Below are 12,681 nucleotides of genomic sequence, written 5' to 3'. Positions count from 1 at the left end.
CTTTGCGTCACGCCCGCGCCTCGGCCAGCGCCGCTAGCAGCTGCGGTGCCTCAATTTCCAGCGCGCAGCGAAAATGCCCCAGTGGGCACCGGGCGTGCCCATGCAGCCCGCACGGCCGGCACGCTAGCGGCCCCGGATGCTCCACCACTCGCGAAAACGTGCTCAGCGGCCCAAACCCAAACCGGGGCACCGTGGAGCAAAAAATGGCGCACACCGGCGCATCCACCGCCGAGCACAGGTGCAGCGGAGCCGAGTCGTTGACATAATTTAAAACGGCCCCGCGCATGAGCGCCGCCGAGGCCAGCAACGATAATTTACCCGATAAATTAACCAGGCCCGGCCGGCCCGCCGCCCGCGCCAGCCTCTCGCAGGCGGCCGTGTCGGGCGGGCCGCCCAGCAAGTACACCGGCAACTCGGGCGGCAGCGCGGCCAGTAATTCCAGCCATTTTTCTTCTGGATACTGCTTGGTGAACCAGACCGAAGTAGGCGCGAGGCAGAGGTACTCGCCCACGGCCGCGTAGGGCGCGGCGGCGACTTCATCGGCCAGGGTAGGGTATATTTTTAAGTTGGAAGTTGGAAGTTGGAATGAGGAATTATTTGGCAGGGAATTAGCCGGAATTAATTCCTTCTCCCTCTTTCCAAACCCCGAATTAAGCAACCGAAGGTTGCGTTCCACCTCGTGCGTGCCGTCGCCGATAACGTGCGGCACGCGCCGCGTAAAAAAGCGGCTAAAAGGGTTTTCCGCAAAGCCTACCCGCTCGGCCGCACCCGAAAACGCCGTGAGGAACCCCGTGCTGGCAAAGCGCTGCAACGTAACCACCCGGCCGTATTTCGCCTGCCGAATTTGCGATAATAATTTCAGTAAATTCGGGTACTTTTTATTCTTTTTGTCCCAGATTAATACCCGCCGAATGTGCGGATTATTTGCCAGCAAGCCCTCGTTGCCGCGCCGCACCAGCACGTCGAGCGGCGCAGCGGGCTCGTGCAGCGCCAAGTATTCGACCAGCGCCGTGGCCAGGATAACGTCGCCGATAAAAGCGGTTTGGATGAGCAGCGTGGGGAGCGGAGGTGCAGACATAAGCAGGCCCCAAAGGTAGGCTTGGGCCGAAAACCAGCGCGGTTTCCTAGGCAGTTATGCGTTTACGGAATGTCATATTTAATATCCGACTCATTGTGCGTGTAGAAGTACGCGTAGTTAGCGCACATCTGCTCCCAGCCGGTTTCGGTCGCAAACTTTTCGTGCACCACGTCTTCCCAGGCTAGGCGCATTTGGCGGGCGCACACGAGCGGCCGTACTTGGCCAATACCCGTACCCAAACCCGGAATGGCGACGGTTTGAATTTTGCTGCTAACTAGTTCACCAGTAGCTAGCTTACCGTAGCGCAAAAGCACCAGAATGGCTTTCATGGCCTGATACACATTAGGGCCGCGCGTGATGGTCATGGGCGTGCGCATAGTAGGCGCGGCAATCAAGTAGGGGAAGGCCGGGCTACCGGTGGGCAATACTTCGGCCTGCCCAACCAATAATTCCCCGTAGTGCTTTTCGCGGATGAGGCGTTGCAAGTCCTTCTCCAAATGCCAGCCCAGGTGCTTGGAAATGGCGAAATCCAGGCCGCCATTCATGTAGCCGAAGCTGTTGGCGGGGCTGACTAGCGCATCGGCCGGGTAATCGAAAATAGAGCCGCACCGGATGGTAACCTGCGGCACATCGGCAAATACTTGCTCCCAGGCCGTGACTACGTCCTGGTTGGTGTCAATTAAATTGAGGTGCATGAAGAGGTGTTAGGCCCGCAAGGTACTGACTATCATCAACAACCACTAAAAAAGCGGCCCGCTGGCAATTGCCAGCGGGCCGCTTTTTTATAAACGCAAGGGCTGAAATGACTACGCGGCCGGGGCGGCGCTCATCTTATCCAAGGCATCCATTACCTCTTTCACGTGGCCGCGCGAGGTTTCGAGCATCGCCTTTTCTTCGTCGTTGAGCTGCAATTCAATCACGCGCTCCACGCCGTTTTTGCCCAGGATAACCGGGGCACCAAGGTACACGCCGTTGATGCCGTACTCGCCTTGCAGCTCCAGGCACACCGGAAACACGCGGCGCTGGTCGCGCACGATGGCTTCCACCATTTGGGCCGCGGCCGCGCCGGGCGCGTACCAGGCTGAGGTGCCCATGAGCTTCACCAGCTCGCCGCCACCCGACTTAGTGCGCTCGATGATAGCGTCAAGCTTCGCTTTGTCAATGAGTTCGGTCACCGGGATGCCGCCCACGGTGGTGTAGCGGGGCAGGGGCACCATGGTGTCGCCGTGGCCACCCATGAGCACCGCCTGAATGTCTTTGGGGCTCACGTTGAGGGCCTCGGCCAAAAAGGCGCGGTAGCGGGCCGTGTCGAGGATGCCGGCCATGCCGAACACCTTTTCGCGGGGCAGCTTGGCGGTGAGGTGCGCCTGGTAGGTCATCACGTCGAGCGGGTTGCTCACGATGATGATAATGGCGTTCGGCGAGTGCTTTACCACCTGCTCAGTCACTGACTTCACGATGCCGGCGTTGGTGGCAATCAGGTCGTCGCGGCTCATGCCGGGCTTACGGGGCAGGCCCGAGGTGATAACCACTACCTCCGAGCCCGCAGTGCGGGCGTAGTCGTTGGTAACGCCCACCGTGCGGGTGTCGTAGCCAATAATCGGCGATTTCTGCCAGATATCGAGCGCCTTACCTTCGGCGAAGCCTTCCTTAATGTCAACTAAAACAACTTCATTGGCAATTTCACGGGTGGCGAGCACATCGGCGCAGGTAGCGCCCACGTTGCCAGCTCCAACTACGGTGACTTTCATGGGAATTAATGAATGGTAGGGGGGAACAAAGCCAGCAAGTCTGGCTTGGTAAAAGTACGCCCGAAAGCTGCGTGGCAATGCGCCTTTGCGTTGTACGGGGGCCGGTAGGGGCGCGTCGCACGCGCCCGGCCAGATAGGAGCAAGATGCTGACAACTCCGCAACAGCGTAACCGAACGCCTGTGGGCGCGTGCGACGCGCCCCTACAGCGACAGCCGCACCAAGGCTAGCACCTGGGCCGGCCGCAGCTGGTAGGTGCTTTGAGCCAGCACAAACTGGCTCACGTAGCTGTACTGGTACTGCCGGGTGTCGAAAATATTGTTCCAGCGCAGCTCTAAATCAATTTTGCGGGCCGTGGGCAGCGTGTAGCGGTAGGTGAGGTCGGCAAATACGGCGCGTACCGGGTCGGCCGGCCCCCGGCTGGCGTAGTAGTCGGCGGCGGCCGTGAGGGCGTGGCGGCCCACCGGAAAGATGCTGGCGCTGGCGTGGTGGGCTTGCAGCAGGGCCAGCGGTTGGGCGGGTGCGCCTTCCACGGTGCTGCGCAGGGCGGTGAGCGTGGCGCTGTAATCGAGGCTGCCCCAGTCGAAGGCCGATACGCTGGTTTTGAAGGTGGCCGTGGCCGAGCGGCTGGTGGTTTGGGCCAGCGTGCCATTGAGCACCTGCGGCTGGCGGCTGCGGCTGGCCGACAGGTTAAGACTGAAATTGGTTTTCCAGGGGCTCACAAACTTGCTGACGTTGCCAAACACCGCGTGGCTCACGCGGCGGCTGTCCTGGTCGAGCGCCACCGTGGTGAGGGCCCCGCTGGCATCTACCCGGCTGCTGTACAGGCGGTTGCTAAGCGTAGTGGAAAACGAATAATTGGTGCTGAAAAACAGCGACTTGAGCGGATTCTTGAAATACAGCCCCGCGTTGTAGCTCTGTCCGATGCTGCGCGGCAGCGGCGCGTCGTTGCGCTGCAAGGTGCGGTAATCGCGCAGAATGTAGGCGTAGTTGAGCTGCGAAATATCGCCAAAGCCATTGCGCAGGCCCGCGCCCGCCGAGGCGTACCACAGCGCCCCCAGGTCGCGGCGGGCGCTGAGGCGGGGCTCGGCCACCAGCACGCGCAGGCGCTGCCCGGCGGCCAGCGCGTCGTCGTGAGCCTGGAAGTCGTAGTAGCTCACCGGCAGGTCGAGGGTGGCGTTCCACAGGTCGCTTTTGTAGCCTAGGCCGGGCTGCAGGTAGGCGCGGGTGCGGGCCCAGGCCAGGTCGTTGCGCAGGGGCAGGCCCGCCGTGGCGGGCTCGGGCGCGGTTTCCAGGGCCGAAGTCAGGCGCTGAATCTCGGTTGAGAAGCCGGCCGTGCCCGAGTAGGCCCAGTGCCCGCGGCTGGCGGTGAGCCCCAGCGAGTTACTTGTAAAAAACGACCCCAGCCGCACCTGCTGCCGGGTGGTATCGGTGGCCGCGCCGCCCGTGAGGGCCTGGGCAAACACGCTGGGGCTCACCGCCAGCCGCTGCGGCGAGTTGGTGTAAAATACCAGCGACGACGCCTGCAAAATCTTGCCCGTGCCCAGCGGCCGCACCAGCCCCAGCCGGTTGGTAGCCGCCAAAAACGGGTTGCGCGCCGCCTGCGTAATGCGCGCCCCGCTCTCGGCCCGGTAAATGTCGCTGGTCTGCGAATCCCAACTGCCCTGCAGATTCAAGGTATTTTTGAGGTAGTAGTCCTTGATATTTTTGATGAACGCCAGGTCCGTTTGCAACGTATTGAAATACAACCTGTTATATTTATCTTCCGTAATTTTAACCGTTTGATTATCAGGTAAATAATTGAACGTCTGCGAGCTGCCGCGCTGCGTTTGCACATCGTGCAGGTACGAGGCATTCACCCGCAGCTGGTTTTCCTTGCTAATGGTGACCAGGTGGTTGGCGCTCAGCAGGTGCACCCGGTTGAAGAGGTAGCGGCTGGCGGCCACCGGCGGCTGGCCCAGGCCCTGGATGTGGGTGAGGTCGGGCTTCTGGTTGCTGCTCTCGCTTTGCTGCTGCAAGTCGGCCATTGTCAGGGGCTTGAGCTCGGCGGCCACGTCCTGGCCGGTGTTGTTGCCCTGGTAGGTATCGATGAGCTGCTGCTTTTTGGTAAACAGCATCGGCGACACGTTGGCGCTCCACAGCGCCGAAGTGGGCGACGGCACCAGCCCCGCGCCCAGCCGCGCCTGCCCGGTGGCGGTTATCTTACTCTTTAGCTTGATGTTGAGCGCCGCATTGTCGGGGTGTACCAGCTTGTCGAGCGCACGGATGGGCTGGTGGTTTTCGAGCACCTGCACGCTCTGCACGGCCCCGCTGGGCAGGTTGTCGCTGGCCAGGTTGTAGCGGCTCTCCAGCAAATCCTGCCCGTTGATGTAAAACTTGCTGATGGGCCGCCCCTCGTAGGAAATCTGCCCGTCGCTGGCCACCTCAATGCCCGGCATCTTCTTGAGCACGTCCGAAATCACGCGGTCCTGCTTGCTGGCAAAGGCATCGACTTTGTAGCTGAGCGTGTCGCCCTGCCGCGTGATGGGCGCACCCTGCACCACCACCTCCTTGAGCGCGGTGGTGCTCTCCGCCATTTTGATGGCCACCGGCTGGCTGCGGTTCACCAGCCGGATAAGCTGCTCGGCGTAGCCCAGGGCGCGGGCCGAGAGGCGCAGCGAGTCGCTGGCCGGCGTGGGGGGTAAGGTCAGCTGAAACCCGCCATCGGCCCCCGAGATGACGAAGGCCGAGGCGGGCGGCTGGGTCTTGGTTTCGGCTTCTAGCAAGATGCCTTCCAGCGGCTGGCCGGCGGCGTTGCGGGCGGTGCCAGTGAGGATAGTTTGGGCATGAGCTGGTATTGATATACTCAGCAAAAAAATAGCATAGGTGACCGAACGTTGAATAAGCTTACAATTCAACCAAGTTAATCGCGGCACAATGCGGTATTTAATACTTCAACTCGATTGGATTATTTGAACGTTTTATCTTTTCTGTTAGATGGGCTCTAACTAAATCCGGGTTCTTAAATGTAACACCAGATTGAGATGCTAGATTAACAGCGTTTTCACGAGTTGATTTCACAGCCTCAAAAAATAGGCGCTTAGTAGTACTCATAGTCAACTGCGTAGGCAAGCCAATGGAATAAAGCCTTGTCGGCTTTTCTAAGCCAATTAATTCAAACGTGTAACTATTAGTCACATCGCTTATTTTAATAATAAGTCCTGGCAGACCACTGAATTTATATGGACCTTCGCTGACCGGAATTTCTCTTGTAAACCATGCCTCATACTGCCGACCTGCAAAATAAGTAGTAGCTTTTTGGCATTTATAGTCGCCTACTTTCGCAGTAGTTGCAAACAGTTGCCAAGTCAAGGGGTATTTGACCTCTTCATACTTATAGTGCTCCCGCATAATGTCGTCATAGACAACGCACTGCTTATTACTAAAAAATTTGTACACCGAATAGTTGAACTTACGGCTAGGGGCTCTAAGCATTGCGCTTATAGAGCGTCCGATATCTTCATTATTTATCCCATTTGCGTCACCCTTAGCCAAGATGGCAGCTTTGATTGAATCTCTAGCTTGAGGTACACTCTTAAATTCAGAAAATTCACCTGCAACAAGTAGTTGCATTTTTTCTGTTAAGGTATTGGGGCTAGTAGAATCCGGTCTGAATATGAGGCGGTAAGTACATGCCAGTTTGACATTCGCACCAGTAGCACTTTGCATGGGTTGCCCAACGCCGTTTCTAATTACACATACCCAAGCAAAAAATATAAGCAACTTAGTCATGATTTCCTAATTGATTATTAACGAGGTTAATTATAACTCAAAACCAGAAGAATAAAGATAATAAACAAAAAATGTTTACATTCCCTATTCTTCTGGTTTGTTATTGATTACCCTATGCAAATAAGATTGTCCCAGCCATCAGCAATAGCAAGAATATCTTGTATTGAGTTACCGCAGCAAGTCATTTCTATATCACACGAAAGGCAAACACCGACACAACCATAACCTGAGCGCTTATACAACAACTGGGTTATGGATTTGATATTTTGCCGACCAAGCTGAACAGTGGTGGAACTAGAAGCTGCATTTCTATTAGCAGGCGTACCAGCTGCCATGCTAACGAGCGAAGTACTGCCCAATAAGGCAGCCATTAAAAAAAGCTTTTTCATAAAAAAACAGAGAAAAATTCCCGGCTCCGCTGACCCCCGGAACCATGTGAGGCTGCCCTCCCGATAAAGCCCAGGTGCAGAACCTTGTTGGGCCATCGCATACGAAATGGGGAGCCAACCCGGTAGTGGCTTGCCGGCACCGGGCCACGTCAGCTAATGCATTGAGCAAGAGACTGCGTGGCGACCGATGACGGCTGTAAAACTTCGGAAAAAAAAAATAGACTTCCTAATTTCTAGTGTTAAAATATAGTGCCACTGTTGATAAGAGGCTGATAAACAATGAAATTATTTTCACTCATGTGCAATTGCTTGATTGAAAAATTACCAAAATACTTGAATGCTAAGAACGGTAAAACTACTTTAATTCCAGGGGGTTAGTCTTGCGCTTGGCGCGGTTGCGGGCCTTGACCTTGGCGGTTTCGGTTTGCTCGGGGGTGCCGAAGCGAATGTTGCCGTTGGCCAGTATTTGCTCGAAGGCCGTGCGCTCGTAGTCGGCCTTGCCGCGCACGAAGTCGGCCTTGGTGATGAGCTTGGCGTCGGCTTCGGGTGGGGCAATGGCTACCGGGGCACCCAGCTGGCGCAGCCGGGTGAGCCCGAAGGTGAGCTGGCCGCGCGTGTCGGTCACTTACTGGGCGTTTTCGTGGGTGAAGGGCGTTGCGTTGGCCACTGCCAGCAGCGAATCGGCTGCCTGCTCGCCCCGGCTCTGGAATTTTGACAGCGTTTTGCCCAGCAGCAGATAGAAAATATCCGAGCGCCTGGCTGGGTTGGTCGAGTCGGGCTGGTAGGTGAGGCGATAGGTGCCGACCAACGCGGCCGGCTCGGGGGCCAGCGTCGGGGTTTGGGCGGCGGCCTGGTAGCCAGCTAAGCCCACCAGAATCAGGGATAAAAAAGAGCCGCGCATACACTGCTGGTTATTGGGCCAGCAATATACACGCGGCTGGAAAACGAACCGCTTAAATAAGTAATCGCTGTTATTTACAGGCGCTGCACGGCCACCACCCGCGCCGTAGTTTCTTCCACCTTAAAGCGGTCATCGACGCGGAAGCCCACCACCCAGCAGATTTTGCCGTCGGCGGCGGTCAGCACGCGCACCTCGTCCTTTAGGTTGAGAGGTACTTTTTGGTCGATGAGAAAGTCGCTGAGGTGCTTCTTGCCCTTCATGCCCAGGGGCATAAACCAGTCGCCCTCGCGCCAGCGGCGCAGCGTGAGCGGGAAGCTCAACTTGTCCACATCCAGGGCGGCGGTGCTGCGCGAGCGCGGAATTTCGTAGCCAGCCCCCTCGTGGTAGGTAGCGCGTAGGCGCAGGCCATCGGCCAGTAAATCTTCTTGGTTTTCAGCTAGTTGGAAGGTGCCGTACTGCGCCAGGCGGCGCGGGGTAATCACGAGTTGGTCTCGGTCCTTCACCAGCCGGTGGGTGGGCGAGTCAAACTGCTTGCCCGACAAGCCCGTGAAGCTGGCCGCGATTTCCTTGCTCACCACCCACGAAAAGCCGAAGGGCCGCAGCATCTCGTGCAGCACCAGCGTGGTAGCGGCCGTGTTTTGGAGCAGCGCAATGCTGAAATACACGGCCTCGGGTGCGTCGCGGCGGGCCTGGGCGGCGGTGTCGGCCACGTAGCGGCGCACTATTTCTTCGGCCCCGCCTACGCGCTCGGCACTGGCGGCCAGGGTGTTATCCAGGTTGGGGTTGATGTCGCGCAGCACGGGCAGCACCTCCAGGCGCAGGCGGTTGCGCTGGTACACGGGGCTGTCGTTGCTGGCATCTTCGCGCCAGATGAGGCGGTTGGTGGCGATGTAGTCGTAGATATCGTCCTTCTCGCAGGCCAGCATGGGGCGCACCACAAAGTCATTTTTGGCCCGAATGCCGTGCAGCCCCGCCAGGCCGGTGCCGTGGGTGAGGTTGAGCAGCATGGTTTCGGCGGCGTCGCGGCGGTGGTGGGCGGTGGCCACGGCGGCGTACTCATTGGTGGCCCGCACCTGCTCAAACCAGCGGTAGCGCAGCAGCCGGGCCGCCATTTGGGTGGAAATGCCCTCGCGCTCGGCAAAGGCCTTGGTCTGGAAATACTCGGCGAAATAGGGTACCTCGTACTGTTTGGCCAGCTTGCGCACGAACTGCTCGTCGGCGTCGGCCTCTTCGCCGCGTAGGCCGAAATGGCCGTGCGCCACGGCCAGCGACACGCCCAGCCGGTGCAGCACGTCGAGCAGCACCACCGAGTCGAGGCCGCCGCTCACGGCCACCAGCACGGTATCGGTTTCGAGGTTAAAAAGGGTATTATCAGTAATGAATTGGCGAATCTGGTCGAGCATGGCGAAAGAGTGAAGCAGCCGGCCAAACCGGCTGGGGAGGCTGCAAAGTTCGCGCTATAACCTAGCCGGCAGCGCAGGCAGCGAACGCAACCGCGCAAAAAGGCCCGCCCGTCGCCGCCGCCCGGCAGCAAAAGAGGGGCTCGGGCCACCCGCCCGCCCCGCCGGGCACTAGGTTGCCCCGATGCGCGTTAGGCCCCGCCACCCGCCGTAACTTTGGCCCGAATGCCGCTTCTCCGTTTTTTCTTAGCTCTCCTGCTTTTGCTGCCACTGGGCGCGCTCTACGCCCAAAATCGGCCCGCTACTGCGCCCCGGCCCGCCGGCCCCGGTCCTCAGCCCGTGAAGGGCACGCCCGTAGAGCTGCTGCCCGGTACCGGTGAGCTGCGCGGTGGCGATTATAATGGGGTGAAAATCAGGAAGTTGCTGGGTAACGTGTCGTTCAGGCAACAGGATGTGCTGCTGTACTGCGACTCGGCCTACCAGTACCTGGAACGTAATGAGATTGAGGCGTTTAGCAACGTGCGCATTGTGCAGAGCGACACCATGACCATCACCGGCGACCACGGTTTCTATGATGGCAACAAGCGCACCGCCCGCATGACCGGTAAGCAGGTGGTGATGCACGACCCGCGCATGACGCTCACCACCACGGCCCTCGACTACGACCTGAACCGCAAAACGGCCTTCTACACTGTGGGCGGCCACCTCGTAGACCCCAAAAATACCCTCGACAGCCAGCAGGGCTTTTACGATACTAATAGCAAAGTCTTTGTTTTTAAGCGCGATGTGCACCTGGTTTCGCTCGACGAAACCGGCCAGCCCACCGACCTGCGCAACGACACGCTCACGTTTAATACTATCAGCAAAATCGCGTACTTCAATGGGCCGACCCGCATCAAGAGCGCGCAGGGCGACTTGTACGCCGAAAAAGGTACCTATAATACGGTAACGCGCATCTCTAACTTTGCCGAAAAAGCCCAAATAGAAACGCCCGGCTACCTGCTCGGCGGCGACGTGCTGGTGTATGACCAGGTGAAGCTCTACGGCGTGGCTACGGGCCACGTTTCGCTCATTTCCAAGAAGGATAACCTCGTGCTGCGCGGCGAGCAGGGCCGCTACTGGCGGGCGCTGGGCCGCACCAAGCTCTTCGGGGCGCGGCCGGTGATGCGCAACATTTCGGGCAAAGACACGCTCTACATGGCTGCCGACACGCTGCTGAGCGTGGAAGCCCGGCCCAACCGCGCCGTGCAGCGCCCTATCCTCTACGCCTGGCCTAAAGTGCAGATTTTCAGGGGCAAGATGCAGGGACGCTGCGACTCGCTCACCTACGACCGCCAGGACAGCATCATCTATCTCAACCGCGACCCGGTGGTGTGGCAGGCTCACAACCAGCTTACCTCCGATTCGATGAACCTGCGCTTCAAGCACGGCCAGCTCGACCGGGCCAACTTGTTCAGCAATGCCTTTGCTATTCAGGAAGATACCGTGCAGAACTACAACCAGGTGAAGGGCCGCAACATGATAGCCTACTTCCAGCGCGGCCAAATGGCCCGTATCGATGTGCTGGGCAACGCCGAAAGCCTCTACTTTACCCTCGATGGCGATACGGTGCTCAGCGGCATGAACAAGTCGGTGTCGGCCACCATGACGCTGCGCTTCGTCGACAACAAAATCAAGCAGCTCACCTGGCTCACCAACCCCGAGGCCAGCTACATACCGGTGCACGAGCTACTGGCTGAAAATAAGGAGCTTAAGGCCTTCCGGTGGCGGCCTGCCGAGCGGCCCACGCGCCGCCAGGTTTTCGGCAAGCACTTCGCCAGCGACCTCAAGCAAGCCAAACCCAAGCCGAAAGCCAAGACCAAGACTAAAACCAAGGCGAAAGTCCGGTCTAAAGCCAAGCCGGCTACTCCGCCCGCCAAACCAGCTACCCCCACGGCCGCGCCTCGGCCCCCGGTTACGGCGGTGCCGGCGGCGGTCCGCCCGGCCACCGCTGCAACCCCGCGCTAGGCCCGCGGCTCTTAGCAGGGCCGAGCTCCCGGTGGGCCGGCTGCCGTTTTACTAGTACCTTTGCCCTTTATATGCGATTCTCCCGTTTGATTACTGCGGCCCTGCTAACCGGCACCCTCTCGCTAGGGGCCTGCACGGGCTATCAGAAACTGCTCAAAAGCGGTAACGTAAATGAAAAATACGAGGCCGCTATCAAGTATTACGATAAAGGTGACTTCTTTCGTTCGGGCACGCTGCTGGAGGAACTGATTCCGCTGCTTAAGGGCCGCCCCGAGGCCGAGAAAGCGCAGTTTTACTTCGCCAACACCAACTACCAGCAGCGCAACTACGTGCTGAGCGCGTACTATTTCAAGCAGTTTATCGACACCTACCCCAACTCGCCGCTGGTGGAGGAGGCGTCGTTTTTGCGCGCCAAGTCGCTGTACCGCGACTCGCCGGGCTACGAACTGGACCAGACCAACACCATCACGGCGGTCGAAACCATCCAGGATTTCCTGAATACCTACGCCACGAGCCAGTTCCGCACAGAGGCCGAAAGCATGTCGCAGGAATTACAGAAGAAGCTGGAAAACAAGGCTTTCCAGAGTGCTAAGCTCTACTACGCACTGCGCTACAACCAGGCGGCCGTTACGTCGCTCGGCAACTTTACCACCCAGTATCCGGGTTCGGTGTACAGCGAGCAGGCCGATTACATTCGGTTGCAAGCGCAGTACGCCTGGGCCAAGGAAAGCGTAGAGGCCAAGCAACGCGAGCGGTTCACCGATGCGGTAGCCATTTACCAGCACTTCATCGATACCTATCCGCAGAGCAAAAATATCCGCCTGGCCCAATCCATGTACGATGACAGCCGCGCTGAGCTTGAACGCCTCAAAAGCGTGCCCGAAGCCAACGATGCCGCCGCTAAAAACTAATTTACTGGCTGCCAGTTGCTAGCCGATAGTCAGGGGCCTTGTGCCGAATGACTTACTGCTCGCCAACCGGCCGCTACCACCGCCTACCTGATACCCCAGCAACCCATGAAGACCCCCGCTTCCGCCTCCATCGTCACCCGCAACCTGGCCGACATCACGACTTCGAATAACAACGTGTACGAGGCTATCTCCATCATCTCGAAGCGCGCCAACCAACTGTCGGTGAAGCTGAAAGAGGAGCTGACCGACCGCCTCGCCGAGTTTGCCACCACTGTTGACAACCTCGAAGAAGTATTCGAAAACCGCGAGCAGATTGAAATCAGCAAGCAGTATGAGCGCCAGCCCAAGCCCACTAGCCAGGCTATTGAGGAATTCATCGCCGGCGAGCTACACTATGAAACGCCCGAGGCGGCGCCCGTAATTATCCCCCGCGAGTTATTCTAAGGCAATCGTAACTTGTTGATTGTTAATTAGT

General features: G+C 58.5%; 12 protein-coding genes. 3 read left to right on the top strand and 9 right to left on the bottom strand.

Features of this window, described 5'->3' with window-relative positions:
- Positions 1–7: 7 nt before the first annotated feature.
- The 9 genes from QMK33_RS09830 to tilS form a co-directional block, all read right to left on the bottom strand.
- The gene (locus tag QMK33_RS09830) at positions 8–1,078 is read right to left on the bottom strand and encodes a glycosyltransferase family 9 protein (RefSeq protein WP_283564405.1); all 1,071 of its coding nucleotides are present in this window, start codon (positions 1,076–1,078) and stop codon (positions 8–10) included.
- Positions 1,079–1,140: 62 nt separating this feature from the next.
- Positions 1,141–1,773: a macro domain-containing protein gene (locus tag QMK33_RS09825; protein ID WP_283564404.1), complete on the bottom strand. Its 633-nt coding sequence runs from the start codon at positions 1,771–1,773 to the stop codon at positions 1,141–1,143.
- A 111-nt stretch (positions 1,774–1,884) separates the two neighbouring features.
- Positions 1,885–2,829 carry a malate dehydrogenase gene (mdh, locus tag QMK33_RS09820; RefSeq protein WP_283564403.1) on the bottom strand — a complete coding sequence of 315 codons (945 nt, stop codon included), beginning with the start codon at positions 2,827–2,829 and terminating at the stop codon, positions 1,885–1,887.
- Between the two features lie 201 nt (positions 2,830–3,030).
- Positions 3,031–5,679 (bottom strand): carboxypeptidase-like regulatory domain-containing protein, encoded by a 2,649-nt coding sequence (locus QMK33_RS09815; protein ID WP_283564402.1) that lies wholly within the window; start codon positions 5,677–5,679, stop codon positions 3,031–3,033.
- 73 nt (positions 5,680–5,752) lie between these two features.
- Positions 5,753–6,598 (bottom strand): GLPGLI family protein, encoded by an 846-nt coding sequence (locus QMK33_RS09810; RefSeq protein WP_283564401.1) that lies wholly within the window; start codon positions 6,596–6,598, stop codon positions 5,753–5,755.
- A 107-nt stretch (positions 6,599–6,705) separates the two neighbouring features.
- Complete coding sequence (locus QMK33_RS09805) at positions 6,706–6,987, bottom strand: hypothetical protein (protein ID WP_283564400.1); 282 nt, start codon at positions 6,985–6,987, stop codon at positions 6,706–6,708.
- A gap of 355 nt (positions 6,988–7,342) precedes the next feature.
- Complete coding sequence (locus QMK33_RS09800) at positions 7,343–7,612, bottom strand: hypothetical protein (RefSeq protein ID WP_283564399.1); 270 nt, start codon at positions 7,610–7,612, stop codon at positions 7,343–7,345.
- Positions 7,613–7,888 carry a hypothetical protein gene (locus QMK33_RS09795; protein ID WP_283564398.1) on the bottom strand — a complete coding sequence of 92 codons (276 nt, stop codon included), beginning with the start codon at positions 7,886–7,888 and terminating at the stop codon, positions 7,613–7,615.
- Between the two features lie 74 nt (positions 7,889–7,962).
- A complete protein-coding gene (gene tilS / locus QMK33_RS09790) occupies positions 7,963–9,291 on the bottom strand; it encodes a tRNA lysidine(34) synthetase TilS (protein ID WP_283564397.1) in 1,329 nt (442 codons plus the stop codon).
- A 222-nt stretch (positions 9,292–9,513) separates the two neighbouring features.
- On the opposite strand from tilS, the gene QMK33_RS09785 reads away from it, so the two are divergent.
- The 3 genes from QMK33_RS09785 (at position 9,514) to QMK33_RS09775 (ending at position 12,650) form a co-directional block, all read left to right on the top strand.
- A complete protein-coding gene (locus QMK33_RS09785; protein ID WP_283564396.1) occupies positions 9,514–11,295 on the top strand; it encodes an OstA-like protein in 1,782 nt (593 codons plus the stop codon).
- 71 nt (positions 11,296–11,366) lie between these two features.
- Complete coding sequence (locus QMK33_RS09780) at positions 11,367–12,206, top strand: outer membrane protein assembly factor BamD (protein WP_283564395.1); 840 nt, start codon at positions 11,367–11,369, stop codon at positions 12,204–12,206.
- A gap of 105 nt (positions 12,207–12,311) precedes the next feature.
- Entirely contained in the window at positions 12,312–12,650 is a 339-nt protein-coding gene (locus QMK33_RS09775) for a DNA-directed RNA polymerase subunit omega (RefSeq protein ID WP_283564394.1), read from the top strand.
- The last annotated feature ends 31 nt before the right edge of the window (positions 12,651–12,681 follow it).

Source organism: Hymenobacter sp. H14-R3, assembly GCF_030063445.1.
Classification (GTDB): domain Bacteria; phylum Bacteroidota; class Bacteroidia; order Cytophagales; family Hymenobacteraceae; genus Hymenobacter.
Note: the sequence above shows the minus strand (reverse complement) of the source record. Positions and strands in the feature narration are given on the sequence as shown.

Bases quoted from the DNA above. Each gene is read 5' to 3' on its own strand.
- mdh (WP_283564403.1), bottom strand. From the start codon at position 2,829: ATGAAAGTCACCGTAGTTGGAGCTGGCAACGTGGGCGCTACCTGCGCC.
- QMK33_RS09830 (WP_283564405.1), bottom strand. From the start codon at position 1,078: ATGTCTGCACCTCCGCTCCCCACGCTGCTCATCCAAACCGCTTTTATC.
- QMK33_RS09805 (WP_283564400.1), bottom strand. From the start codon at position 6,987: ATGAAAAAGCTTTTTTTAATGGCTGCCTTATTGGGCAGTACTTCGCTC.
- QMK33_RS09795 (WP_283564398.1), bottom strand. From the start codon at position 7,888: ATGCGCGGCTCTTTTTTATCCCTGATTCTGGTGGGCTTAGCTGGCTAC.
- QMK33_RS09780 (WP_283564395.1), top strand. From the start codon at position 11,367: ATGCGATTCTCCCGTTTGATTACTGCGGCCCTGCTAACCGGCACCCTC.
- QMK33_RS09810 (WP_283564401.1), bottom strand. From the start codon at position 6,598: ATGACTAAGTTGCTTATATTTTTTGCTTGGGTATGTGTAATTAGAAAC.
- QMK33_RS09775 (WP_283564394.1), top strand. From the start codon at position 12,312: ATGAAGACCCCCGCTTCCGCCTCCATCGTCACCCGCAACCTGGCCGAC.
- QMK33_RS09785 (WP_283564396.1), top strand. From the start codon at position 9,514: ATGCCGCTTCTCCGTTTTTTCTTAGCTCTCCTGCTTTTGCTGCCACTG.
- tilS (WP_283564397.1), bottom strand. From the start codon at position 9,291: ATGCTCGACCAGATTCGCCAATTCATTACTGATAATACCCTTTTTAAC.
- QMK33_RS09825 (WP_283564404.1), bottom strand. From the start codon at position 1,773: ATGCACCTCAATTTAATTGACACCAACCAGGACGTAGTCACGGCCTGG.